This is a genomic window from Micromonospora sp. NPDC005203, assembly GCF_042872705.1.
Lineage (GTDB): Bacteria > Actinomycetota > Actinomycetes > Mycobacteriales > Micromonosporaceae > Micromonospora.
Window position 1 is genome coordinate 731,590 of record NZ_JBIAKV010000002.1, and the last position, 20,721, is coordinate 752,310.

Genomic DNA, 20,721 nt, shown 5'->3' on the forward strand with positions numbered 1-20,721 from the left:
GATGGTCCCGGTGGACGTCTGCTGACCGCCGTCCGCGCCGAAGCCGCCGATCTGGTGCCGCGCTGATCATCGCACGGGCGTGCCACCCGTCGATGCCTGTGGCCAACGCCTTCGACATGACGGACATCGACAGTCGTAGGATGCCCACCGTGGGATATTCGGTGTGGCCGTCAGGCCGTCTGCACCTACCGGAGTCGGACGACGCCGCCGCGGTCGCCGCCGCCAAAGCCGCCATGGCCGAACAGGCTGGTTGGTACAGACCCGATGAGTCCGCCTCGGACGACACGCTTGTCGACATAGGGTGCGAGGCCAGAGCCTCGATCGTCCGCGACGGCGACTGGATCGAATTCGATCATGACGACGAGGGTGACCCCAAGTGGTCGTACCAGGCCATTGCCTTCTACGTCGCGATCGCGCCGTTCGTTCGCTCCGGAACGGTCCACATCGAAGGCGAGGACGGCGCCCGCTGGTCCTACACCTACGCCGACGGGCAGGTCACCCAACAGGGGTGGAACGGTTGGGATGGATCCGTGGAACCGTTTGGCCAGTACGTCGAAACCCCACCCCCCGACCGCGGGTGACGTGGCCGCCAGCCGTCATGTTCCAGCCGTGCTCAGCTCCGTGGGGAGCCTGGTCGACCTGGCCGAAGACATCGCCAGCGTGCCTCGGCTCGACCGCCCTGATGAAGCAGGCCTCAGGGTGGTGCGGTGTTCTCCACCGGTGAGCGCGACTCGATCCGAGAGCGGTTACTCGACCTGGCCGACGAAGACCCGGCCGTCGTCGGGGCCGCCGTCACCGGTTCCCACGCCCTCGACGGCGGCGACCGGTGGTCGGACATCGACCTGGTGTTCGGCATCGAAGGACCGTTGCCATTCGCGATGCGCCGCTGGACCGACCTGCTCTACCGGGACTTCGCGGCGGTGCACCACTGGGACCTACCGTCCGGCTCGGTGGTATACCGGGTGTTCCTGCTTCCCGACCTGCTCGAAGTGGACATCGGGTTCGCCCCGGCCGCGGAGTTCGGCCCGCACGGCCCGGCCTGGCGTACCGTCTTCGGGCATTCCGCACCGCCGAAGGACGGCCAGCCCTCCTGCCCGCGAAACCTGGTCGGGCTGGGCTGGCACCACGCCCTGCACGCGTGGACGTGCATCCAACGACACCGTTGGTGGCAGGCCGAGCAGTGGATCGCCGCCCTACGCGGCCAGATCCTCGCCCTGGCCTGCCTGCGACTCGGTCACCCCGCGAGCCATGCGAAGAACGCCCACCTGCTTCCCCCGGAGGTGACCGCGCCGCTGAACGCCACCCTGGTACGCGCGCTCGACGAAGCCGAACTCACCCGTGCCCTCAGCGCGGCGACGGCGGCGCTGGTCGCGGAACTCGCGCTCGCCGACGGGGCTCTTGCGGCCCGACTCGCCGCCACCCTCGGCGACCTGCGCGACGATGCCAACCGGGTCGTGGATCCCCAGATCGACTGTTAGCGTCGCGGCATGTTCGCCACCGAGCGGGTCCGACTGCGCCCGCCCACGCCCGACGACGCGGCGGACATGTTCCGCCTCTACGGTGATCCCGAGTTGCACCTGATCACGGACGGCGAGCCGTTCCTGCCGCGCCACGTCGGCCAAATCCGGGCTCGGCTGGAGAAACAGGTCGACGAGCCACCCGACGGCGAGGCCGCGGTGCCGTTGCTGGCCGAAACCGTGGCCGACGGCACGTTCCTCGGTGGCGGCGCGCTGTGGGGGATCAACGCGTTCAACCAGTACGCCCACCTCGGCATCTCGCTGCTACCCGAGGCACGCGGCCAGGGGTACGGGACCGAAGTGATCAGGCTGCTCTGCCGGTACGGCTTCCGCAACCGCAACCTACGCCGGCTGGAACTGGAGACGGTGGCCAGCAACACGGCCATGCGGCGTACCGCGCAGACCTGCGGCTTCACGCACGAAGGCACCCAGCGGGAGCGCGAGTACGACGGCGACGGCTTCGTGGACATGGTGATCTACGGTCTGCTCCGGCGCGACTGGACGCCGTAGCCAGCCGACGCCGTCCAGTCGGGATCAGGCGGCCCAGGCGTCCGGGACGTCGGACGTGGATCAGGGCTGGGCTGCGCCCTCTGTGGTGTTGTGCTGCGGACGAAGCGCGGTCAGCAGACCGTCGAGTTGACCCCAGGCCCGCGCACTGGAGATGTGGTCGATGTAGTCGCGGGACTCGATGATGAGCCCGTCGCGGATGCGCAGCACGAAGACACACGGCACCGTGAACGCCTCGCCTGTCTCGACGACCCGCCCCTGGTAGGCGAACTCGGCGACGATCACCTCCGGGTCGGCGGTGTCATGAATCGTCACGTCGACCGGCTTACGGTCCAGCGTCCGGGCGACCGGAGGTGGCGCGGTGAAGTGCTCGTGCAGCTCACTGCGACTGCGCAGCGGAGGCGCGTTGAGCGGGTGGAACGGATGCGTGACGTGGGTCTGTTCGCCGTACAGGTCGGCCAGGTCCTCGTACGGACCGTCGCAGACACCATTGACCAGCCGAAGGAAGGTTTCGCGTGGGCTAGTCATGCTGGGCTTCTTTCGAATCGGAAGCTGTGACGTGGGGCATCCCGAGGACTGCGTCCGGATATGGCCGGCACCCCATCGACGGCACCCTACGACCTCAGCCCCTGCTTGACTGCCCCGAAGCGCTCTCGTCCGGCGAGGTGTTGTAACGGTCGAGCGTCGCCTTGGACGTGGAAGCAGCTTGGAAGGTCAGCTCCCACGGCCCGGTGTTGACGTCCATGTCCTTGCCGAAGCCGACCCATTTTCCGGCCATCCGTCGGCCGGTGGGCTCCCCCAGCAGTTGGATTGCGCCGTGGTACCGGGCTCCCCGGTAGTAGCCGGCGGGATCGGTCTGCTCCACCCAGGTCCCGGTCACCACGGCGCCGTCCACCGTGAGATCCATCGCCAGCGACGATGCCGCCGAGCCGGGCAGGCTGCGCACATTCAGTCGGTCCCCGTGCTGGAGCACGACCACGAAGTGCTGCCCGGCGAACGATTCTCCCCGGCCACTCGAGTGGAATTGGTAGCGGCTGAGCCAGACGCCCTCGTACGACCCGTGGACCGCGAGTGGCTTGGGCGTTGGCGTGGCCAGGTTGGACATGGGCGAGGTCAGGTCGTGGCCACCGCCCGACTCGCAGCGCTGGACCGGTTTCTTGTTGGCGTCGTTGGGTTCGCCGACGCGGCGGCTGGCGGATTGGAGCGCGTGGGCGAAGCCGGCCTGACCCAGGCGCATCCCGGTTCCCACCGCGCGAAGGGTGCTTTTCGCGGCGATCATGCCCGCCACAATATCGGTGTGTGACCACCGTGTGGCAATGAGTACGCGTCAGGTGTTGCGCCGTACTGCCGCCGTAGGCGACACCTCGACAGCATGCGGTCCGCGCGGATCCGTGTTGGCTCGATGTACCGTCCGTAGCAATGGTCCTCGGATCCGGCCTGCACGGTCCGGATAGTTGATTGGGGCGTCGTCGTGTCGCATGTCGATCCGCGCTTCGGTGCCCACCTTCGCGCGCTGCGCACCAATCAGGGGATGTCCCTACGGGCACTGGGGCAGCTCGCTCATCGGGGCAAGAGCCACCTGCACGACCTGGAGACCGGCGCGAAGGCCCCCACCCCGGAGACGGCCAGGCACCTCGACGACGTGCTGCGAGCCGGTGGGACACTCGTCCGCCTGGTGGACGAGCCTGTCGACCACGACACCGAGGCCGGGGAATTGCTGGCTCGGGTGCGGGTCAGCGATGTCAGTGGCGAGACGCTCGCTCGGATCGAGGCGGGTGTGGACGACCTGGCAAGCGCGTACGCGACGACGCTGCCGGTCGATCTGCTGCCGCTGGTGCGACGGCAGTTGGCCTACGTGGGGCGTCTGCTCGACGGTCGTGGGACGTTGGCGCAGCGGCGGCGGCTCGTGGTCGCCGGTGGTTGGCTGACGGTGCTGCGGGCGACGGTGCACATTGATCTGCTGCAACAGCCCGCAGCAGGCGCTCATCTGCGCACGGCGATGGCTCTTGCCGAGCATGCTGAGCATCCGGAGATCCAGGCGTGGTGTCTGGAGACGCAGGCGTGGGACTGGCTCACCCAGGGCGACTACCGGCGGGCGATGGACCTGTCGCGGCAGGCGCAGCGGGTGGCTCCTCGGGGTGGTTCGGCGTACATCCAGGCGACCGCCCAAGAGGCGCGGGTGTGGGCGCGGTTGGCTGATGTACGGCGGACGCGTGAGGCGCTGGACCGGCTGGAGCGGTTGACCGCGAACCTGCCGCTTCCGGAGCGGGCGGAGCACCACTACCGGTACGACCCGACGAAGGCGTTGGCGTACACGGCAACCACGCTGTCATGGGCGGGTGACCCGGCCGCCGAGCAGATGGCCCGGACCGCCCTGTCGGAATTGGACCCCCGCGGCGATGGCGGTGAGCGGCCACGGCGCTCTGCTTCCGCCCGTCTGGATCTCGCGATGGCGCTGTTGGCCACCGGTCAGCCGGACGAGGCCAGTGTCGTCGCCGCTGACGCGGTCCGGTCGGGGCGGGTGGTGTGCTCGAACTGGTGGCGGGCGAGGGAAGTGCTCCGGAAGGTCGAGCACACCGGGACGGCGGAGGCAGCAGCACTCCGCGAGGTGTACGAGGCGTACCGACCGGTGACTCGATAGCGGACGACAGGCGCGACCAGCGGACACCCGCAAGCTTTCTGTGACCGCCTGTTCACCGGATGCTGTCCGTGAGGGCAGGATCGGTACGAACAGGTCGCCAAAGTGAGACCACCTGCCCCTGCCAGCGGAGGTGGAAATGAGCGGCAAGGACGACACCGGTACGCCCAACACGGGCGAGCGGATCGACGCCGACGAACGGGAAGAGGCCAAACGCCGGTTGCTCGCGCAGGCCGAGGCGGAGCGGATCCCGGTGGAGGAGACGACCCGGGCGGTGCCGGATCGGCGGTGGCGTGGTGAGCCGTGATCCGGTGCCGATTGGCCGGCGGGTCGCGTACCTGCGGGTGCGGCGGAGGTTGTCGCAGCAGTCGTTCGCGGATCGGCTGGGGAAGTCGAAGAGCTGGGTGGACAAGGTCGAGCGTGGGGTCCGGTCCCTGGAACGGGTGTCGACCATCCGGGATGTCGCGGCGGTGCTGCGGGTCGACGTCGCGGCGCTGATCGGTCGTGATGTGCAGCCCGCCGGGGTGGCCGAGCATCGCGAGGGCGTCGCGCGGATACGGGCGGCGCTGTCCGCGTACCCGATGGCTTTTGGTCGCCCGACGGACCGGGAGGTGCTGTCGGCCGATCGGTTGGCGCGGGAGGTGCGGCAGGTGTGGATGACCTACCAGCACGCCCGGTATCCGCGTCTGGTCGAGTTGCTGCCCACGGTGGTGACTGAGGTGCACCGCGCCCACGTGCAGGACCCGGAGGTCGGGCGGGCGGCGCTGGTGGAGGTGTGTCGGGTGACGGCGGCGCTGCTGGTCAAGCTGGGCGAGGGGAGCCTGGCGTGGTTGGCCGCCGACCGGGCGATGTCCGCAGCCGCCGGTGACCGGGTGTTGTTGGGCTGCGCGGCGGTGCAGCTCGGTCAGGTGCTGCGGGCATCGGCGCGGGCAGGACCGGTGATGCTCGCCGCCGCTTCCCAGATCGCCGATGGCACGCCGGATGAGATGTCGCTGCGGGGTTCACTGCTCGTGCAGGCCGCGCTGATCGCGGCCCGGGCGGGTGACGACCGGGCGGCCGGTGACCTGCTGGACGAGGCCGCCGAGCTGGCCGCTCAGGTGGGCGACGGAAACGATCATTGCTGGACGGCGTTCGGGCCGACGGCCGTCGAGCTGGCCCGGGTCGCCGCCGCCGTGGAGTTGGGCGACGGGCCGCAGGCGGTCGCCCGGCACGAGGAGGCGACCGGGCGCGACGGGTGGCGGTGGCTGCCGATCGAGCACCGGGCGGCGCACCTGATCGATGCGGCGCGCGCCTACCTGCAGACGGAGGACCCCACCAACGCGGCCCGGGTCCTGGTGTGGGCCGACAGCATCGCGCCCGCCGAGATCCGGCACCGGCCAGCCGCCCGCGACGTGGTCGCCCAGGTCGCCCGCGCCCCGGACGCCCCAGCCACGATCACCCAGCTCGCCATCAACCTCGGGGTGCTGTGAGCATTCCTGTCCCGCCGCGGCCAGCCGGCGGTCAGCGGCCGCCGGCCGAGCGCGCACCCAGTCGTGGTGCTGAGAGGTCTCGGTGTTGGCCGGTGGGACTTCATCGGTCGGCGTCGTAGGCCTGCCGTGCCTGCTCCACCTCTGCGAGGTGGGCGTCGGCCCAGGTGGTCAGGTGCGCGAAGAGCGGACCGAGGCTGGCACCCAGCTCGGTGATCTCGTATTCGACCCGGGGTGGCATCTCGGCGTAGTAGGTGCGTGCCACCAGCCCATCGCGCGGACCTGGAGCGGCCGGAGAGCCTGCGGCCGGCGCTCGCCGGCGCCGAGGCGTTGTTCCTGCTCGTGGAGGGCGCCGGGGCGCATCTCGACGTGCCCGAGATCCTGCGGGTCACCACGGACGCCGGCGTGAAACGCATCGTGCTGCAATCCTCGCAGGCGGTCGGCACCAGGCCCGGGACCGCGTCCCACGCGCCGCTGCACGCCATCGAAGAGCAGGTACGCCGCTCCGGCCTGGACTGGACGATCCTGCGCCCGGGCGGCTTCGCCTCCAACGCCCTCGGTTGGGCCGACCAGGTTCGCAATGGACGGACGGTGGCCGCACCCTTCGGCGAGGTCGGTCTGCCGGTGATCGACCCGGACGACATCGCCGAGGTGGCGGCCGTCGTCCTCCGCGACGACGCCCACGCCGGTCGCACATATGAGCTGACCGGTCCTGCGCTGAGCACACCGCGTGAACGGGTTGCCGATCTCGCTACCGCGCTCGGCGAACCGATCAGCTTCGTCGAGCAGACGCCCGACGAGGCCCGCGAACAGCTGCTGCGGTTCATGCCACCACCGGTGGTCGAGGGAACGCTGGCGATCATCGGCGCGCCGACCGCACGAGAGCAGCGGATCAGCCCGGACGTGTCCGAGGTCCTGGGCCGACCGCCCCGCCCCTTCGCCGCGTGGGCCGAGCGCGACGTCGACGCCTTTCGCTGACACGGCAGGCCATCGAACCGTCCCTTCGCTCGGACTGATGACCGGCCAGCCGTGCGCGGCTGGCCGGTCATCGGCAGGGCTGTGAGCGGCTGATCAGGGGACGATCACCACGCCGCCGCGCACGCCGCCTCGGGCCAGCCGGTCGTGGGCCGCCGCCGCGTCGGCGAAGGGGTAGACGTCGGCGACCCGGAGCGGGAGGTCGCCGCTGGTGACGAGTTTGACCAACTCACCCAGCCGGGATCCGTCCGGTAGCACCTCCAGTGCGAGGGTCCGGATCCCCCGCACCGGCTCCGGGCGAAGTGGAGGTGATGCCGCCACGTAGCCGCCGCCGTCCCGGACGAGGTCCAGCAGCGTGGGGCCGATCACCGCCAGGTCGATGACCGCGTCGAACGTCCCCGTCGGATCGTCGGCGCGCGACAGGAACGTCGCGCCCAGCGACTCGACGAACTCGCGGTCGTCGGCCCCGGCGAGTCCCGTGGCGTGCAGGCCGGCCACCCGGGCCAGCGCCAGCACGAACCCACCGACCTGCCCGGCGGCGCCGGTGACGAGCACGGTCGAACCCGCGGGGAGCGCGAGCAGGTCGATGGCCTGGGCGGCGGCCAGGCCGTTGGTCGGCAGCGTCGCCGATTCGGTGGCGGGGACGCCGGTGGGGGCGGAGGTCAGCCCGGTGGCGTCGAGGACGACGTACTCGGCGTGGGTGCCGACCGTGGTGCGTAGCCAGTGCGAGAAGCCGACGACCTCGTCGCCGATCCCGAACTCCTGGACCGATGGGCCGACCGCGTCGATGCTGCCGGCAACGTCCCAGCCCGGCGTGTACGGCAGACCGGTCGGCAACGGGGCCGGGAACCGGCCGGAGCGGAGCATCAGATCGACCGGATGTACGACCGACGCCGCGACCCGCACCCGGACCTGCCCCGGACCGGGCTCGGGCACCGGCACGTCGATCACCTGCAGGACCTCCGGCCCTCCGAACTGTGCATAGCTGACTGCGCGCATCGCCGACTCCTTCGTGGGACCTCGTGATCACCACAACCGTACGAATCGACGGCACTGTCAGTAAGTAGGTACCGTAAAGTGCCTAGGGAACCCGAGGAGGGAAGATGACGACGTTGACTGCGGCGCAACGCCGCGAGCAGGCCAAACGTGACTACGACGCGTTCCTGGAACAATGCCCGACCCGCGAGCTGCTGAGCAGGCTCACTGACAAGTGGGTCGCCCTGGTGATCCCAGCGCTCGCCAACGGCCCGCAGCGGCATGGCGAACTCGCCCGCCGCATCGCTGGCGTCAGCCAGAAGATGCTCACCCAGACCCTGCGCACGCTGGAACGCGACGGCCTGGTCACCCGCACGGTCACCGCCTCGATGCCGGTCCGCGTCGACTACGCGCTCACCCCGCTCGGCCATGAGCTGTTCCCGGTCGTGGTCGGGATCAAGGACTGGGCGGAGACACACATGGACCGCGTCTTCGAAGCCCGGACCCAGTTCGACGCTCGCCCCTGACCTCTCGTTGCGGCATGACGGCCGGGACGAGTGACAGCCCGGCGGCGCGTCGGCGCAGCAAGGCTCACCGGAATGTCGCGGGTGACGGCTAGGGTCCGCGTCGTGGACGACACCTCGATGGCCCGGCAGACCGCCCACGCCTACGTCGATCTGATGGAGCGCCGCGACTGGTCCGGACTGGCCGCTCTGCTCACCGATGATGTGGTCTACGAGATGCCGCAGACCAGGGAGCGCATTCGCGGCCGGGACGCGTTCCTGCGGTTCAACACCGACTATCCCGGCGATTGGCACCTCCGGCCGCGACGGGTCGTCGCCGATGGCCGCTTCGCCGCCCTGTTGCTCGACGTCCGCGTCGGCGACGAGCAGCAGGACGCGTGCGTCTGGCTCGAGATGTCCGAGCACGGGCTGGTTAACAAGATCATCGACTACTGGCCCGACCCGTACGATCCGCCGCCGGGCCGGGAACACCTCGTGGAGCGTTGGTGACCGTGGCCGGTGGCCCGGCGCGGGGAGGGTCAGGAGCGACCGATGGAGCGGTCGAGGAAGTCGTGGATCATCGGCGCGGCGACATCGATCTTGTCTTCCAGCAGGAAGTGGCCGGTGTCGAGCAGGTGGAATTCGGCCGCCGGCAGGTCCTTGCGGTAGGGGTGGGCACCAGCGGCCGGGAAGACCGGGTCGTTCTGGCCCCAGACGACAAGCGTCGGCGGCTGGTGGTCGCGGAAGAAGGCATGGAATTCCGGATACAACGAGACGTTGCTGCCGTAGTCGTAGAACAGATCCAGCTGGATGTCCGCGTTGCCGGGGCGAGCGAGCTGCGTGTCGTCGTGGGCCCACCGGTCGGGGTCGAGCCGACTGAGGTCCTGCACCCCCGCCGTGTACTGCTGCTTGACCGTGTCGGAGTTGAGGATGAACGCGATGGCCTGACGGCGCTCGTCGGTCTTCTCCGCCCAGTAGGCCTTGATCGGATCCCAGAACTCGCTCAGGCCCTCTTCGTACGCGTTGCCGTTCTGCACGATGAGCGCGCTGATCCGCTCAGGTCCCTTGAGGGCCATCCGGAACCCCGTCGGCGCCCCGTAGTCGAAACAGTAGAGCGCATAGCGATCCACGCCGAGCTGGCCGAGGAGGCCGTCCATCAGATCGGCGAAGTTGGCGAAGGTGTAGTCGAACGTCGACCGGTCCGGGCTGGCGCTGTGGCCGAAACCTGGGAAGTCCGGCGCGATCACCCGGTACCGGTCGGCGAGCAGGGGAATCAGGTGGCGGAACTGCGAGGACGCCGTGGGAAATCCGTGCAGCAGCAGGACCGCAGGACCGTCGGCCGGGCCGGCCTCGCGGTAGAAGATGTCGATTCCGTTCACGGTCGCCGTACGAAAGTGCGTGACCGGGAACTCGCCTTCCTGTACGGCGGCGACCGAGGGTTTCTGCGCAATGCCCACCATTGTTGAGTCCTTTCGGAATGAGGGAAAGCAGTGTTACCCTCGGCAATCCCAATGCCGGGTCCCGCTTCGTCAGCATGGCATGCGACAGGACCCCCGACGTGCCGAAATCAGTTATCGAATACCGCTCACAGCAGATGGGTGCGGAGGAAGTCGAGTTCCAGCGGGAGCAGCCGCTCGGCGGTGCCGTTCGCGGCCATGTGGGTGGCTCCGGTCAACGGCAGGACGGCGTGCGGGCGGCCGGTGCTCAGCAGGGCCGCGGAGAGCCGGAGCGTGTGGGCGGCCACCACGTTGTCGTCGGCCAGGCCGTGCACCAGCAGCAACGGGCGGGCCTGGTCGGGGCCGGTGACCGGCTCGGCGGCCAACTCGACGAGTGAGTGGTGCGCGTAGACGTCCATGCCGTCCTCGGGCAACCCCAGATAACGCTCGGTGTACGCGGTGTCGTACAGCGTCCAGTCGGTAACCGGCGCGCCCGCGATCCCGCACCGGAACAGCTCCGGGTGGCGCAGCACCGCCAACCCGGCCAGCCACCCGCCGAACGACCAACCACGAATCCCCACCCGTCCCATGTCCAGGTCGGGGTGCTTACCGGCGAGCGCGGTCAGGGCGTCGATCTGGTCGGTCAGGGTCACGTCGGCCATCCGCCGGTGGATCGCCTTCTCGAACGACGGGGCCACCCCCGGCGTACCCCGGTTGTCGATGGTGACCACCGCGAACCCGGCATCGGCCCACCACTGCCGCTCCAACCACGCGGCTCGTGCCGCCACGACCTCCTGGTGCCCCGGCCCGCCGTAGATGTCCAGCAGCACCGGCAGCCGCCGGCCCGTCACGTGGTTGTCCGGGTAGAGCACCGCGGCCGGCAGCCGCCGATCGGTCACCCGTTCCAGCAACGGCAGCGGAGCGTACGGAGGGTTGGCGGCCAGCGACCGCAGCTCGGCCAGCTCCTGGTCGCCGCGCCGGACCGTCCACCGCACCCCCGCGTGGTCCAGTGACGCGACCCCGACGGCAAGCACGTCACCGCCCACGGCGGCGGTGTACCAACCCGGGTCGGTGGTGATCCGGCGCGCGTCCACCCCACCGCCGATGGTGGTGCGGACCCGGAACAGGTGCCGCTCGCTCGGCTCACCGTCGCTGGCCTCGACCAGCAGGTCGGCCGGCCCGGAACTGGCCGGCAGCCGACCCACGACCCGCCGCACGTACAGCGCCGGCGGGGTGAGCAGGGTGCCGTCCGCGAACAGGCACCGCGCGTCGTACCCGTCGTGGGCCAACTCCCCGCCGACGAGCACCCGGCCGTCCGGCAGGTGCGCCGGGGTCCCGGTGATCGGTTCGACCCAGCGCGGATCGGCCAGCTCGGCGTGCACCTGCGTCTCACCCGTCCGGGGATCCACCGCGAGCACCAGCCCGTGCTGCTGCGACCGTCGCAACACGGTGATCAGTGGGCTGCCCTCGACCCAGCTGACCGCGGTCAGGTACGGGTAGGTCTCCCGGTCCCAGTGCACGTCGACCCAGCCGTCGTCGAGGTCCAGCAGGTGCAGGCTGACCTCCGCGTTCGGCCCACCGGCCCGGGGGTACGCCACGGCGGTCGGCGCGCTGGCCGGCTCGGCCGGGTCGTGCAGGTGCCAGCGATCCAGGCGGGACTCGTCGACCCGGGCGGCGAGCACCATGCGCCCGTCCGGCGCCCACCAGTACCCCCGGAACCGGCCGAACTCCTCCGCCGCGATGTGCTCGGCCAACCCCCAGCTCACCCCGGCGTCCTCGCCGGCCAGCAGGGTGTCGGTGCCGTCTGCCTCGATCACCCGCAGCTCGCCGCGACGCACACCCTCGCCCGCGTCGGTCACGTACGCCAGCCGCTGCCCGGTCGGGTCGGGACGCGGATCCAGCACCGGACCGACGGTGGCCACCTCCACCACGTCACCGTGCACCAGATCGGCCCGGAACAACCGCCCGGCCAGGGCGAACACCGCGATCCGCCCGGCGGCGTCCAGCGCGTACGAGCCGATGCCCGCGGCGCTGAGCCGTAGGCGCTCACGAAGCGCGCGTTCGCCGGGGGAGAGGGACCGCACGTCCCCGCCCTCGCCCAGCAGGGTCGCCGGGTCGGCGATCAGGCACTCCTCGGCGGTGGCCACGTCCAGCAACCAGAGCGCGTCCGCCGGGTCCTCCGGCCCGGCCGAGCGCAGGAAGATCACCCGGGAGCCGTCGTCGGCCACGGAGACAGCGCGCGGCGCGCCGTGGCTGAACCGGCGGGTGCGGGCGGCCAGCTCCGGAAAGTCCACAGACCAAATCGTAGAGCGGTACGGGAGGTGATGTGGCCGACCTGGGCGGACGCGTCGACGCCGGTGGGACCTGGCCGCCGGTTAGAGTGACCGTCGTGACGATGCTGCCCGACCGCCGCCTGCTGCTGGTCCACGCGCACCCCGACGACGAGTCGATCGGCACCGGCTCGACGATGGCCCACTACGCCGCCGACGGCGCGCACGTCACGCTTGTGACCTGCACCCTCGGCGAGGAGGGCGAGATTCACGTGCCCGCGCTGGCCCAGCTCGCCGCCGCCGAGGCCGATCAGCTCGGCGGGTACCGCATCGCCGAGCTTGCCGCCGCGTGCGCCGCGCTCGGCGTCGGCGACCACCGCTTCCTGGGCGGCGCCGGCCGCTACCGCGACTCGGGGATGATGGGGCTCGCCACCAACGAACACCCCCGCGCCTTCTGGCAGGCCGACCTCGACGAGGCCGCCGGGCATCTCGTGGAGATCATGCGAGAGGTACGGCCGCAGGTGCTGATCACGTACGACCCGAACGGCTTCTACGGCCACCCCGACCACATCCAGGCCCACCGGGTCGCGATGCGCGCTGTCGAGCTGGCCACCGCCGAGGGTTGCGCCCCGCTGAAGGTCTACTGGACCGCGATGCCGCTCAGCGTCCTGGAAGCCGGCATGGCGCACTTCGCCGGGTCCTCCGACAACCCGTTCGGCGGCATCGCCGACATCGCCGATCTTCCCTTCGGCACCCCGGACGCCCAGATCGCCGCCCGGATCGACGGCACCGACCAGCACGTCGCCAAGGAAGACGCGATGCGGGCGCACGCCACCCAGATCCCGGCCACCTCCTGGCTCTACTCGATCGCCGGCAACTTCGGCGGCGAGTTCATGGGCGTGGAGTTCTTCACCCTCGCGGTCGGCGAGAAGGGACCGGGCTCCGGGCCGTACGCCTGGGAGGACGACCTCTTCGCCGGGCTCCCCGAGGAGACCGCGCCGGACCGGTCTCCGGTCGGGACCGCGCCGGACCGGTCTCCGGTCGGGACCGCGCCGGACCGGTCCTCGGTCGCGGCGGCGGGTTCTCGGTGACCCTGCCGGCGTCGATGACGGTTCTGGACGACCAGGATGCCCCGCCCCCGGCGGGACCACCGCCGCGACTGTTCGACCTGGGCCTACGGCTGGCCGGCGCGGTCGTCGTGGTGGTCGCCGGAGTGCTGAGCGGGGTGCTGGAGTTGCTGCTCTCCACGGTCCGCGTCGGCGGGCAGTTGATCGGCGTGTCGGCGCTCCTCGCCGTCGGTGCCAACCTCGTGCTGAGCTGGTTCGCGCACGAGGCGGTCGGCCGCAGGTGGGCGGTGGCGCTGCCGGCGGTGCCCTGGTTCGCGCTGATGGCGGTGGCCGCCATCCGAACCGACGAGGGTGACCTGTTGCTGGCCGGCGACAACTGGGTCGGCCTGGCCATGATCGTGGCCGGTGCGATGACCTTCGCGGTGATGGGCTTCCGGCAGATCCTCGCTCCGCCGTCCACGGTCGGGCTGATGACGCCACCCAGGTAAGGGTGGTAGATATTCCAGCCAGGGATGTGAGCCCCGCGACGGGGCGTACGGCAGGAGGTTCGGTGGTGGACAGACGGTGGCGTGACATCGCGGTGCTCGTGGCAGCACTGTTCGCGGTCAACGTGGTCGCCCGGCTGATCATCCGGTTCGGCTTCGAGCAGGACGACACGGCCGCCGACCGGGTGTCGTTGGCGATGTTCGCGGTGATCGGGGTGACCCTGGCCGTGGTCGCCTTCCGCTGGGGTCGTCGCCGGCCGCTGGCGGACTGGGCGGCCGACATGGCCCTCGTGGTGCTGGCGGCGATGGTGCTGACCGTGTTGGTCGGGCCTCTGCTGATCGGCCACAATCCGTTCGCTGGCGGCGCGCCGACGTTCTTCGCCCAGCTCTGGCTGTACCTGCTCGCCTCCGTCGCCGGGGTGCTGATCGGCTACCTGGTGCTCACCGCGCTGGGGCGTGACTACCGCTCGTGGCAGCTCAAGCGGTACGCCGAGGTCAAAGCCGCCAAACCCCGCCGCGTCGTCCGCCGCTGACGAGCGCGCACGCCACGACCGGGTGTGCGTGGCTGGGTGGGCCGGGTGTGCGTGGCTGGGTGGGCCGGGTGTGCGTGGCTGGGTGGGGCGGGTGTGCGTGGCTGGGTGGGGCGGGTGTGCGTGGCTGGGTGGGCCGGGTGTGCGTGGCTGGGTGGGCCGGGCGTGCGTGGCTGAGTCGGCGGGCGTGCGTGGCTGAGTCGGCGGGCGTGCGTGGCTGGATGGGGCGGGTGTGCGTGGCTGGGCGGGTGTGCGTGGCTGGCGCGCCCAGGGTGCGTGGCTGGGCGAGCATGGGCTTGGCCTAGGCGGGCCTGAGCTGCCCGGACTCGCGGCTTGATCGACTCGGCTTCCGTGAAGTCGGGCTGTCCCGAGGGGGCGGATGCCCCGATTTCTTGTTGGTCAACTCGGGTTTCGTGAAGTCGGGCCGTCCTGGGCAGGCGGACGCCACGACTTCCTGGAAGTCGAGTCGATCACGGAGCCGCGCTCGCTACGTGCTCGGCTCGCTACGTGCTCGGCTCGCTACGTGCTCGGCTCGCTACGTGCTCGGCTCGCTACGTGCTCGGCTCGCCACGTGCTCGGCTCGCTATGTGCCTGGGTTTGACCCTGTGCGCCGGTCCTCGTCAGTGTGGGGCGACTCGGGTCAGGTAGGTGTGGTGTGTGCTGAAGCCGAGTCGCCGGTAGAGCGCCACCGCCGCTACGTTGTGCTGCTCGACCTGGAGGAAGGCGTACGTCGCGCCACTGGACACCCCCCAGGAGGCCAACTCGTGGATCACCCGGACAGCCAGCCCTTGACGGCGGGCGGCCGGTAGAACCTCGATGAGGCTGAGGCCCAGCCAGCGCCCCTGGCCGGTCACCGTGCCTCGGCCGACCGCCACCAGCGTGCCGTCTACGTACACGTGGGCGAAACGGACCAGGTCCACGGCGGTGAGCACGTGCCGGGCGGCGTCCGGCAGGCCGCCCTTGCGGCCGGCGGCGACGGCCAGCCACGCCGCGCTCGGCGCGCTGGCCAGCTCAACGACCGCACTGCTCCACGCGCCGGTCTGTCCGACTGCGCCGGTCTGTCCGACTGCGCCGGTCTGTCCGACTGCGCTGGGCTGCTCGGTGGTGGATCGGGCAGCCGATGCGCTGCCGGGCGGGCGTAGCGGGAGCGGCGTGGTCTGCACCAGGACCGGCGGGCGGGCGGCCCAGCCGCGGGCGTCCAGTTCGGCGCCGACCGGGGCGGCGAGGGGCAGCGGCGTGTTGATGATCGGCGGCTGGCCCTGTTCGGCGTACCAGCGTTCGACGGCGTCCACGGCGGCGGGCAGCGGCCGGTCGGGGTCGCCGATCGGCAGCGCCGAGTTGGCCCGCCCGCTCCAGCCGTCCGCCGAGCGGAGCAGCCAGTCGCCGAGCTGGCCCCGCGTCGGTGCCGGCCAGGCCTCGTCGGCGGCCCGCTCCAACGCCACGACCGCCGCGGCGGTTGGCCGGCGGGTGGGCGGCACCCGCTTGGCGCGGTGGACCTGCGCCACCGGGACGCGCAGATGGCCCTGTGCGGTGGAGAGCGTGAGATGAGTCTCGCTCAGCTCGACCAGCTCGCCGAGGGCGTCGGAGAAGAGCGGTCGGCCCTCGCGAATCCCCACAATCCGGCGGACTACGATTCGGTATCCCACATCCTGCTGTCGGAGCACGATCGACCCCCTCCCCGGCGAGATACTAGGCTCTTACCGTCGCGGGTGATCGCGGCGTGTCTTGCGGAGGAGAAGACCGGTGACCTACATCATCGCCGAGCCGTGCGTGGATGTGCTCGACAAGGCATGCATCGAGGAATGCCCGGTCGACTGCATTTACGAGGGCAATCGGATGCTCTACATCCACCCCGACGAGTGCGTCGACTGTGGTGCCTGTGAGCCGGTCTGCCCGGTGGAGGCGATCTTCTACGAGGACGACGTCCCGGAGCAGTGGAAGGACTACACCGGCGCCAACTACGAGTTCTTCGAGGAGCTGGGCTCGCCCGGCGGTGCCTCGAAGATCGGCAAGGTGGAGAAGGACGCCACCTTCGTCGCCGCGCAACCACCGCGCGGCGAGGGCCACTGAACCGGCCCGCGCCGGTCTCGTCGCGGCTGCCCGAGTTCACCTGGGACACCCTGGATGCCGCGGCCACGCTGGCCGCGGCCCATCCAGAAGGCCTGATCAACCTCTCGATGGGTACGCCTGTCGACCCGGTGCCCGAGGTGATCCGCCAGGCGTTGGCTGACGCGTCCGATGCCCCCGGCTACCCGCTGACCGCCGGTACCCCGGCGTTGCGGGCCGCGATCGCGGCGTGGGTGTCCCGAGCCTGTGGCGCTGGGGTCGACGGTCTGGGTGTGCTGCCGACCATCGGCTCGAAGGAGCTGGTCGCCTGGCTGCCCACGCTGCTCGGCATCGGCCCGGGTGACGTGGTGGTGGTGCCGTCGATCGCGTACCCCACCTACGAGGACGGCGCCCGGTTGGCCGGCGCGACAGTCGTCCGCACCGACTCGCTCACCTCGGTCGGGCCGACCCCGCGGGTCCGGCTGGTCTGGGTCAACTCGCCCGGCAACCCGACCGGTCGGGTGCTGCCCGCGGCGCACCTGCGCAAGGTGGTCGACTGGGCTCGGGAACGCGGCGCGGTGGTCGCCAGCGACGAGTGCTACCTGCCGCTCGGCTGGTCGGCCGAGCCGGTTTCGGTCCTGTCGCCGCAGGTCAGCGGTGGCAGCTATACCGGGCTTCTCGCCCTGCACTCGTTGTCCAAGCGATCCAATCTCGCCGGCTACCGGGCCGGGTTCGTCGCCGGTGATCCAGCGCTCGTCGCCGAGCTGCTGAAGGTGCGCAAGCACGCGGGGATGATCGTGCCCGCGCCGGTGCAGGCGGCCATGGTGGCCGCGCTGGACGACGAGCGGCACGCCGAGGTGCAGCGGGAGCGCTATCGCGCACGGCGGGAGAAGCTGGCCGCCGGGTTTACCGGCGCCGGGTTCACCGTCGAGCACTCCGAGGCAGGTCTCTACCTCTGGCTCACCCGAGGTGAGGACTGCTGGCAGACCGTCGACTGGCTGGCGCGGCGCGGCATCCTGGTCGCCGCCGGCGTCTTCTACGGTCCCGGCGGCCAGCAGCACGTACGGGCGGCGCTGACCGAGTCCGACGAGCACATCGCCGGCGTCGCGGCCCGCCTCGCCCAGGTCTGACCGTACGTCCGGGCGACCTCGCCGGGATTTGCGATCTTGCGAATCGTCACGGGTGGCGCGATGGCCGCCGAGGACTGGCCGGCGTCCGGGCCGGTCCCGGACGATATCCTCGGCCCGACCTGGTCGGGGCCGTGTCGGCCCCACACCGAGCAGGAACGTCGAGGTGCGCGGATGGTGGACAGCCCCGGTGTGCGGGCGGCGGTGGTCGGCACCGGCCTGATCGGTGGTTCGGTACTGCTCCGACTGCACGCCGCAGGCGTCGACGTGACCGGGTGGGATCCCGACGAGGACACCCGGCGGGAGACCCGCCGGATGGGCGTACCCGCTCCGGACCGGTTGGTCGAGGCGGTGGCCGACCGGGACGTGGTCTTCCTCTGCGGGCCGCTGCCGACGCTGCCGGCGACGCTCGTCGAGGTGGCCGCGATGACCGGTGAGCGTTGTGTGCTGACCGACGTGGGCAGTACCAAGGCGGAGGTGGCGGCGGTCGCCACCACGCACGGGCTGACGCACCGGTTCGTGCCCGGCCACCCGATGGCCGGCACCGACCGGGCGGGCTTGACGGCGGCGGGACCGGAGCTGCTCAGCGGCGCCGCCTGGGTGCTCTGTCCCACCGCTGGGCCGGCCACGACCGCGTTCCGTTGGCTGGCCGAGCTGCTGGTGGACCTCTTCGCGGCCCAGGTGGTGCCGATGTCCGCGACGGAGCACGACTCGGTCGCCGCGCTCGCCTCACACGTGCCGCACCTGCTGGCCGGCGCGCTGGCCGGTGCGGTGCAGCGCGCCCCGCTGCGCGACGCGATACTCGCGCTCGCCGCCGGCAGCTTCTCCGACGGCACCCGGGTCGCCGGCACCCCCGCCGGTCGGACCGCCAACATGCTGCTCGGCAACCGGGAGCGGGTGCTGCGCGAGCTGGCCGAGGTCACCGTGTTCCTGGACGACCTGACCGCCGCGCTGCGCGCCAACGACGCACCGGCGCTCATGGCCCGCTACGACGAGGCACGTGCCGCCCGTGCGGCGTTGCGCGATCGCCGGTTCGACGCGTACGACAGGCAGTTCCCGATCGGCGGTGACCACGCCGCGGAAGTGTCCTGGCTGTGCGAGCTGGGGGTGGCCGGCGGTCACCTGACGGGTCTGCACGTCGGCGTCGACACCGTCTCCTACACGGCGCGGCGGCCCGTTGCTGACTAGGCTGAGAGGCATGGCGGCGGACGGTCCGGTGGTGCAGGTGCGCGGCGAGGCGTACCGGGAGGTGCCGCCTGAGCTGGCCCGGTTCGCGGTCACCGCGACCGCGCGGGACCGGGATCGGGAGGCGACCCTGACCCGGCTGGCCGAGCGTGCCGCTGCTGTCCGGGTGCTGCTGGACGGCTCCGGGCCAGCGGTGGCGCGGCGGGAGACCGGCGATCTGCGGGTGCGGCCGGAGACCCGTCGCTCGGGCGAGCGGGTGGTCGCCTGGCACGGCAGCGTGACCACCACGGTCACCGTCACCGACTTCACCGCCCTCGGCGAGTTGATGCTCCGGTTGGCTGACCAGGACCAGGTCGAGGTGGCCGGGCCGTGGTGGGAGCTTCGCCCGGACAGCCCCGCGCACCGCGAGGCCCGACACGCCGCGATCCGCGACGCGCTGGTACGCGCCCGGGAGTACGCCGAGGCGCTCGGTGCCCAGGTCACCTCGTTGCTCGAGTTGGCCGACGCCGGGCCGGCGGACCGGCCGATGTTCGCCCGCGCGGCGTTCGCCGGAGCTGGCGGCGCGGGTGGCGGCCCGCCGGAGCTCGAGTTGGACCCGCAGCCGCAGACCGTCCAGGCGGCCGTGCAGGCGCGGTTCACGATCAGCGCGCCGGTCCTCGACTGATGCCACCGGCTCACGTGCTGTCGGTCGACGAGTTGGTGCAGCGCGCGCGGGCGCTGGCCGAGGCCGGTCCGCGGCAACTGCTGGGCATCGCCGGCGCGCCGGGCGCGGGGAAGTCGACGCTGGCCGAGCAGGTCGTGGCCGCGGTCGGGTCGGCCGCCAGACTGGTGCCGATGGACGGCTTCCACCTGGCGCAGTCCCAGCTGGTCCGGCTGGGCCGCGCGGACCGCAAGGGCGCGGCGGACACCTTCGACGCCAACGGGTTCGTCTCGTTGCTGCGCCGACTGCGTCGGTTGGAGCCCACCTCGGTGTACGCGCCGCAGTTTCGCCGTGAGTTGGAGGAGCCGGTGGCCGGGGCGATCGAGGTGCCGCCGTCGGTCCGGCTGGTGGTGACCGAGGGCAACTACCTGCTGCTGCCGGATTTTCCGTGGCAGGAGGTGCGCGCGCTGCTGCACGAGACGTGGTTCCTCGACCTGGACGCCGACCTGCGCCAGCGGCGGTTGATCGCCCGACACGAGGCGTTCGGACGGTCGCCGGAGCAGGCCCGCGAGTGGGCGCTGGGCAGTGACGAGGCCAACGCGGCCCTGATCACTCCGTCCGCCGACCGCGCCGACCTGGTGGTCCGCCTGCCGGAGTCGCCAGCGCTCTGATCGGCCCGGCCGGGAGCGGCGTGGTCCGCCGGCCCGAGTCGGCGGACCGACCAGGCCAGCCTCACAGTCAGTCCAGCTCGCGTACCGGCCGGGCGGGGTTGCCGACGGCCACCACGTTGGCGGGCAGGTCCCGGGTCACCACCGCACCGGCGCCGACGACGGTGTTGGCGCCGATCGACACCCCGGCCAGCACGATGGCGCCGCCGCCGAGCCAGACGTTGTCGTCGAGGGTGATCGGCTTGGCGGCCTCCCACTTGTCGCGGCGTGGCCCGGGCTCCACGGGGTGGGTCGGCGTGAGCAGCTGCACGTTCGGTCCGATCTGGACGTCGGCGCCGATGGTGATCGGCGCGACGTCGAGGAAGACGGCGTGGTAGTTGACGAAGCTGCGGGGCCCGATCCGGATCTGCCAGCCGTAGTCGCAGTAGAACGGTGGGCGGATCCAGGTGTCTTCGCCCAGGTCGCCGAGCAGCTCACGCAGTGCCCCCAGCCGCGCCTGCGGATCCGCCGCGGGGCTGGTGTTGAAGCGTTCCATCAGCCGGGCGGCCCGGTCCAGGTCGGCGATGATCTCGGGGTCGTCGGCGAGGTACGGCTCACCGGCGAGCATGCGGTCCTTCATGGAGGTCATCCGGTCGATGATGCCCGTCCGCTCTGCCATGGGTTGGCAGGTCCGTCATATTTTCGAC

Annotated in this window: 25 protein-coding genes; 17 read left to right on the forward strand and 8 right to left on the reverse strand. The window is 71.3% G+C overall.

Going from position 1 to position 20,721, the window contains the following annotated elements:
- The first annotated feature begins 149 nt into the window (after positions 1–149).
- The 3 genes from ACFYPM_RS08720 (at position 150) to ACFYPM_RS08730 (ending at position 2,027) form a co-directional block, all read left to right on the forward strand.
- Positions 150–581 carry a hypothetical protein gene (locus tag ACFYPM_RS08720; protein WP_387192742.1) on the forward strand — a complete coding sequence of 144 codons (432 nt, stop codon included), beginning with the start codon at positions 150–152 and terminating at the stop codon, positions 579–581.
- A gap of 126 nt (positions 582–707) precedes the next feature.
- Positions 708–1,478, forward strand: a complete 771-nt coding sequence (locus ACFYPM_RS08725; protein ID WP_387192745.1) for a hypothetical protein — start codon at positions 708–710, stop codon at positions 1,476–1,478.
- A gap of 9 nt (positions 1,479–1,487) precedes the next feature.
- Positions 1,488–2,027 (forward strand): GNAT family N-acetyltransferase, encoded by a 540-nt coding sequence (locus ACFYPM_RS08730; protein ID WP_387192748.1) that lies wholly within the window; start codon positions 1,488–1,490, stop codon positions 2,025–2,027.
- Positions 2,028–2,087: 60 nt separating this feature from the next.
- Here ACFYPM_RS08730 and ACFYPM_RS08735 read toward each other — a convergent pair whose 3' ends face one another.
- Together ACFYPM_RS08735 and ACFYPM_RS08740 are read right to left on the reverse strand one after the other, a co-directional pair.
- On the reverse strand, positions 2,088–2,552 hold the full coding sequence (locus ACFYPM_RS08735) for a nuclear transport factor 2 family protein (protein WP_387192751.1): 465 nt from the start codon (positions 2,550–2,552) through the stop codon (positions 2,088–2,090).
- 94 nt (positions 2,553–2,646) lie between these two features.
- The gene (locus ACFYPM_RS08740; protein WP_387192753.1) at positions 2,647–3,312 is read right to left on the reverse strand and encodes an XRE family transcriptional regulator; all 666 of its coding nucleotides are present in this window, start codon (positions 3,310–3,312) and stop codon (positions 2,647–2,649) included.
- Between the two features lie 162 nt (positions 3,313–3,474).
- On the opposite strand from ACFYPM_RS08740, the gene ACFYPM_RS08745 reads away from it, so the two are divergent.
- The 3 genes from ACFYPM_RS08745 to ACFYPM_RS08755 all read left to right on the forward strand — a co-directional run bounded on the left by ACFYPM_RS08745 (position 3,475) and on the right by ACFYPM_RS08755 (position 6,131).
- Positions 3,475–4,665 (forward strand): helix-turn-helix domain-containing protein, encoded by a 1,191-nt coding sequence (locus ACFYPM_RS08745; protein ID WP_387193407.1) that lies wholly within the window; start codon positions 3,475–3,477, stop codon positions 4,663–4,665.
- Positions 4,666–4,801: 136 nt separating this feature from the next.
- Positions 4,802–4,969 (forward strand): hypothetical protein, encoded by a 168-nt coding sequence (locus ACFYPM_RS08750; RefSeq protein WP_387192756.1) that lies wholly within the window; start codon positions 4,802–4,804, stop codon positions 4,967–4,969.
- Positions 4,959–6,131 carry a helix-turn-helix domain-containing protein gene (locus ACFYPM_RS08755; protein WP_387192759.1) on the forward strand — a complete coding sequence of 391 codons (1,173 nt, stop codon included), beginning with the start codon at positions 4,959–4,961 and terminating at the stop codon, positions 6,129–6,131. The genes ACFYPM_RS08750 and ACFYPM_RS08755 overlap by 11 nt, the downstream gene beginning before the upstream one ends.
- Positions 6,132–6,231: 100 nt before the next feature.
- Here ACFYPM_RS08755 and ACFYPM_RS08760 read toward each other — a convergent pair whose 3' ends face one another.
- Entirely contained in the window at positions 6,232–6,393 is a 162-nt protein-coding gene (locus tag ACFYPM_RS08760; protein WP_387192762.1) for a winged helix-turn-helix transcriptional regulator, read from the reverse strand.
- Here ACFYPM_RS08760 and ACFYPM_RS08765 point away from each other — a divergent pair.
- Positions 6,387–7,106 carry an NAD(P)H-binding protein gene (locus ACFYPM_RS08765; protein WP_387192765.1) on the forward strand — a complete coding sequence of 240 codons (720 nt, stop codon included), beginning with the start codon at positions 6,387–6,389 and terminating at the stop codon, positions 7,104–7,106. The genes ACFYPM_RS08760 and ACFYPM_RS08765 overlap by 7 nt on opposite strands.
- Before the next feature lie 93 nt (positions 7,107–7,199).
- Here ACFYPM_RS08765 and ACFYPM_RS08770 read toward each other — a convergent pair whose 3' ends face one another.
- Positions 7,200–8,102 (reverse strand): NADP-dependent oxidoreductase, encoded by a 903-nt coding sequence (locus tag ACFYPM_RS08770; RefSeq protein WP_387192767.1) that lies wholly within the window; start codon positions 8,100–8,102, stop codon positions 7,200–7,202.
- A gap of 104 nt (positions 8,103–8,206) precedes the next feature.
- On the opposite strand from ACFYPM_RS08770, the gene ACFYPM_RS08775 reads away from it, so the two are divergent.
- Together ACFYPM_RS08775 and ACFYPM_RS08780 are read left to right on the forward strand one after the other, a co-directional pair.
- Complete coding sequence (locus ACFYPM_RS08775) at positions 8,207–8,605, forward strand: winged helix-turn-helix transcriptional regulator (RefSeq protein ID WP_387192770.1); 399 nt, start codon at positions 8,207–8,209, stop codon at positions 8,603–8,605.
- A 72-nt stretch (positions 8,606–8,677) separates the two neighbouring features.
- Positions 8,678–9,091 (forward strand): nuclear transport factor 2 family protein, encoded by a 414-nt coding sequence (locus ACFYPM_RS08780; protein WP_387192773.1) that lies wholly within the window; start codon positions 8,678–8,680, stop codon positions 9,089–9,091.
- 29 nt (positions 9,092–9,120) lie between these two features.
- Here ACFYPM_RS08780 and ACFYPM_RS08785 read toward each other — a convergent pair whose 3' ends face one another.
- Together ACFYPM_RS08785 and ACFYPM_RS08790 are read right to left on the reverse strand one after the other, a co-directional pair.
- Positions 9,121–10,041, reverse strand: coding sequence for an alpha/beta fold hydrolase (locus ACFYPM_RS08785; RefSeq protein ID WP_387192776.1), 921 nt, complete (start codon positions 10,039–10,041; stop codon positions 9,121–9,123).
- Between the two features lie 125 nt (positions 10,042–10,166).
- Entirely contained in the window at positions 10,167–12,311 is a 2,145-nt protein-coding gene (locus ACFYPM_RS08790) for a prolyl oligopeptidase family serine peptidase (protein ID WP_387192778.1), read from the reverse strand.
- A gap of 86 nt (positions 12,312–12,397) precedes the next feature.
- Here ACFYPM_RS08790 and mshB point away from each other — a divergent pair, with 86 nt between their 5' ends.
- The 3 genes from mshB (at position 12,398) to ACFYPM_RS08805 (ending at position 14,372) form a co-directional block, all read left to right on the forward strand.
- Positions 12,398–13,378, forward strand: a complete 981-nt coding sequence (mshB, locus tag ACFYPM_RS08795; RefSeq protein WP_387193410.1) for an N-acetyl-1-D-myo-inositol-2-amino-2-deoxy-alpha-D-glucopyranoside deacetylase — start codon at positions 12,398–12,400, stop codon at positions 13,376–13,378.
- A gap of 14 nt (positions 13,379–13,392) precedes the next feature.
- On the forward strand, positions 13,393–13,842 hold the full coding sequence (locus ACFYPM_RS08800; protein WP_387192781.1) for a hypothetical protein: 450 nt from the start codon (positions 13,393–13,395) through the stop codon (positions 13,840–13,842).
- A gap of 65 nt (positions 13,843–13,907) precedes the next feature.
- On the forward strand, positions 13,908–14,372 hold the full coding sequence (locus tag ACFYPM_RS08805; protein ID WP_387193414.1) for a hypothetical protein: 465 nt from the start codon (positions 13,908–13,910) through the stop codon (positions 14,370–14,372).
- Positions 14,373–14,989: 617 nt separating this feature from the next.
- On the opposite strand, the gene ACFYPM_RS08810 is transcribed toward ACFYPM_RS08805, so the two are convergent.
- Positions 14,990–16,033, reverse strand: coding sequence for a GNAT family N-acetyltransferase (locus ACFYPM_RS08810; protein ID WP_387192784.1), 1,044 nt, complete (start codon positions 16,031–16,033; stop codon positions 14,990–14,992).
- 79 nt (positions 16,034–16,112) lie between these two features.
- Here ACFYPM_RS08810 and fdxA point away from each other — a divergent pair, with 79 nt between their 5' ends.
- The 5 genes from fdxA to ACFYPM_RS08835 all read left to right on the forward strand — a co-directional run bounded on the left by fdxA (position 16,113) and on the right by ACFYPM_RS08835 (position 20,038).
- Positions 16,113–16,439 carry a ferredoxin gene (fdxA, locus tag ACFYPM_RS08815; RefSeq protein ID WP_091422126.1) on the forward strand — a complete coding sequence of 109 codons (327 nt, stop codon included), beginning with the start codon at positions 16,113–16,115 and terminating at the stop codon, positions 16,437–16,439.
- Positions 16,436–17,545: a succinyldiaminopimelate transaminase gene (dapC, locus tag ACFYPM_RS08820; protein ID WP_387193417.1), complete on the forward strand. Its 1,110-nt coding sequence runs from the start codon at positions 16,436–16,438 to the stop codon at positions 17,543–17,545. Before fdxA ends, dapC begins: the two co-directional genes overlap by 4 nt.
- Before the next feature lie 171 nt (positions 17,546–17,716).
- Positions 17,717–18,730, forward strand: coding sequence for a prephenate dehydrogenase (locus tag ACFYPM_RS08825; protein ID WP_387192787.1), 1,014 nt, complete (start codon positions 17,717–17,719; stop codon positions 18,728–18,730).
- Between the two features lie 10 nt (positions 18,731–18,740).
- The gene (locus tag ACFYPM_RS08830) at positions 18,741–19,391 is read left to right on the forward strand and encodes an SIMPL domain-containing protein (protein WP_387192790.1); all 651 of its coding nucleotides are present in this window, start codon (positions 18,741–18,743) and stop codon (positions 19,389–19,391) included.
- Positions 19,391–20,038, forward strand: coding sequence for a nucleoside/nucleotide kinase family protein (locus ACFYPM_RS08835; RefSeq protein ID WP_387192794.1), 648 nt, complete (start codon positions 19,391–19,393; stop codon positions 20,036–20,038). Before ACFYPM_RS08830 ends, ACFYPM_RS08835 begins: the two co-directional genes overlap by 1 nt.
- 67 nt (positions 20,039–20,105) lie before the next feature.
- Here the strand turns inward: ACFYPM_RS08835 and ACFYPM_RS08840 are convergent, their stop codons facing one another.
- Positions 20,106–20,663, reverse strand: coding sequence for a sugar O-acetyltransferase (locus ACFYPM_RS08840; RefSeq protein WP_387192797.1), 558 nt, complete (start codon positions 20,661–20,663; stop codon positions 20,106–20,108).
- Between the last annotated feature and the right edge of the window lie 58 nt (positions 20,664–20,721).

Excerpts from the sequence above, each read along its gene's own strand:
- ACFYPM_RS08825 (WP_387192787.1), top strand. The coding sequence starts at position 17,717 with ATGGTGGACAGCCCCGGTGTGCGGGCGGCGGTGGTCGGCACCGGCCTG.
- ACFYPM_RS08800 (WP_387192781.1), top strand. The coding sequence starts at position 13,393 with ATGACGGTTCTGGACGACCAGGATGCCCCGCCCCCGGCGGGACCACCG.
- ACFYPM_RS08775 (WP_387192770.1), top strand. The coding sequence starts at position 8,207 with ATGACGACGTTGACTGCGGCGCAACGCCGCGAGCAGGCCAAACGTGAC.
- ACFYPM_RS08750 (WP_387192756.1), top strand. The coding sequence starts at position 4,802 with ATGAGCGGCAAGGACGACACCGGTACGCCCAACACGGGCGAGCGGATC.
- ACFYPM_RS08830 (WP_387192790.1), top strand. The coding sequence starts at position 18,741 with ATGGCGGCGGACGGTCCGGTGGTGCAGGTGCGCGGCGAGGCGTACCGG.
- ACFYPM_RS08835 (WP_387192794.1), top strand. The coding sequence starts at position 19,391 with ATGCCACCGGCTCACGTGCTGTCGGTCGACGAGTTGGTGCAGCGCGCG.
- ACFYPM_RS08840 (WP_387192797.1), bottom strand. The coding sequence starts at position 20,663 with ATGACCTCCATGAAGGACCGCATGCTCGCCGGTGAGCCGTACCTCGCC.
- ACFYPM_RS08785 (WP_387192776.1), bottom strand. The coding sequence starts at position 10,041 with ATGGTGGGCATTGCGCAGAAACCCTCGGTCGCCGCCGTACAGGAAGGC.
- ACFYPM_RS08730 (WP_387192748.1), top strand. The coding sequence starts at position 1,488 with ATGTTCGCCACCGAGCGGGTCCGACTGCGCCCGCCCACGCCCGACGAC.
- ACFYPM_RS08770 (WP_387192767.1), bottom strand. The coding sequence starts at position 8,102 with ATGCGCGCAGTCAGCTATGCACAGTTCGGAGGGCCGGAGGTCCTGCAG.
- ACFYPM_RS08735 (WP_387192751.1), bottom strand. The coding sequence starts at position 2,552 with ATGACTAGCCCACGCGAAACCTTCCTTCGGCTGGTCAATGGTGTCTGC.
- ACFYPM_RS08780 (WP_387192773.1), top strand. The coding sequence starts at position 8,678 with ATGTCGCGGGTGACGGCTAGGGTCCGCGTCGTGGACGACACCTCGATG.